Below are 1,715 nucleotides of genomic sequence, written 5' to 3'. Positions count from 1 at the left end.
CTTCAGTAGATACTTTATGGGTATCTAGGCCAATGAAAAGTATGTTATGTTTGTACATGCTAGCCTCCAATTTATATTGTTTAACACATATATTATGGCTCTGGCTTTGCTAACCCACGAATTTGGAAGCTAGCACCTCGTGGGGAGTCATTATGTCTATGCAGTAAAAAGGAGAACGGCATTAAGTATCTAATATCAGCAATGATTTTGGCATTTTCATCAGCCAGTATGGCTGAAGACAGTTCAAATATATCGATAGGATTAGGTCTCGATCATGGGGGAATAGGTGGGAAATATGCAATTAACCGAGATAAAAATAAATTTTACGGTTCTATTGGGGTGTTGTCATACTCAAGTGATACAGGAGTTGATATTGGATATGGTTTAGGTTGGGAGCGACTAATTATAGAGGATAACCATTCTGCAGGTTTATATATTGGAACTGTAGCCTCATCAATGAAATCTAGAACAGCTGTAACTTATTACGGTATGTCTGCAAATTATAATTATTATTTTTTGGGTTTCAATAATCGCTCTTTTGTTTTAGGTGCGTCCATATATAGTGGTATAACTTCGGAAGACGAATCGAGATATGATAAAAACACAGATGGTTTATACATTAAAGTTGCTTATCAGTGGTAAAACACAATAAAATAAATTGAAACTAATTATTTGGTTAGTACTACTCTTGCATAACAAGCTTGTTAAACAAGGACAAAATATAGCTGGCTGTGTTTCGTACCTCAACATTTTAGTCAACTAAATTTTGCCGATTAACGATGGCGTTATGTGACAGTGTTACCCTAAGTTAGTGGACACCTTCTATAGTTAGATTATGGCGTACATCTGACCTATGACAAAATTCAAATTATAATCATAAAAGAAATTTATGGTCGCCACTTATCTATAGACATACTGTCTGCCCATGCCATCATTAATTCTACAAAGGCTTTGGTTTTAGCTGGTTGGCCTGTTCTTGATGGATAAACCAGATACAAAGCCATGGGCGCAATTTCGATGCCGTCTTTTATTTGAATAAAGCGCCCTTCATTCAATTGTTTTTTGATCATATTTCTCGGCACAATGCAATATCCCAAACCTTTCTCAACGGCACTTAATACCGCACGAAAATTATTCACCGAAAAACGATAATTAAGCGAAACCTTCTCATCTTTCATATTAATATATTGATGGCTTTGGTTATTAGTCATACCCACAGCTGGCAATGCGGATAACTGCTTAGCAGTGGAAGGCATATAATTGTGTGCTATAAATTCTTTACTGGCCACCAACGACCAGTGGCTTTGAAATAATAACCGATAAATGAGGCTGCTATCTTGCACTGGGTCTAAACGCGGTTGGATGGCAACATCAAAATGTTGCTCATGTAAATTCACTTCATTGTCGGTTTGCACTAACTCTAGGGACGCTTTCGGATTTTTCCGTAAGAAGGGATCAATCACTGAATCCATAATTACATCGGCTAAATTATTAGGAATACTGACCCGTAACTTACCGACGACTTCGTTATTTAGCTCCGACATCAGCGCCTCGCCAGCTTGCAATGCGGTTAAGGCTTGTTGGCAATTGCGTAATACTATGATGCCGATCGCTCAATACCATTCAAGCCGATCACTTTTTTGTCTGCCAGTAGACCTCAGTAAAATCTAACTTGAGTGATCGGCATCAGTCAAGGAATTTAGTTTTTTTCGCAT

General features: G+C 37.7%; 2 protein-coding genes. One reads left to right on the top strand and one right to left on the bottom strand.

Annotation, left to right across the window (positions count from 1 at the left end; genetic code table 11):
• Positions 1 to 207: 207 nt before the first annotated feature.
• Positions 208 to 642: a hypothetical protein gene (locus ND2E_RS04130; RefSeq protein WP_150113795.1), complete on the top strand. Its 435-nt coding sequence runs from the start codon at positions 208 to 210 to the stop codon at positions 640 to 642.
• A 245-nt stretch (positions 643 to 887) separates the two neighbouring features.
• Here the strand turns inward: ND2E_RS04130 and ND2E_RS04135 are convergent, their stop codons facing one another.
• Positions 888 to 1,544 (bottom strand): substrate binding domain-containing protein, encoded by a 657-nt coding sequence (locus ND2E_RS04135; protein ID WP_033095246.1) that lies wholly within the window; start codon positions 1,542 to 1,544, stop codon positions 888 to 890.
• Positions 1,545 to 1,715: the final 171 nt, after the last annotated feature.

Source organism: Colwellia psychrerythraea (assembly GCF_000764225.1).
In the GTDB taxonomy this organism is placed as follows: Bacteria; Pseudomonadota; Gammaproteobacteria; order Enterobacterales; family Alteromonadaceae; genus Colwellia; species Colwellia psychrerythraea_D.
Note: the sequence above shows the minus strand (reverse complement) of the source record. Positions and strands in the feature narration are given on the sequence as shown.

What these genes read in the sequence shown, in the direction of transcription:
- ND2E_RS04135 (WP_033095246.1), bottom strand. Translation starts at nt 1,544, where the DNA reads ATGTCGGAGCTAAATAACGAAGTCGTCGGTAAGTTACGGGTCAGTATT.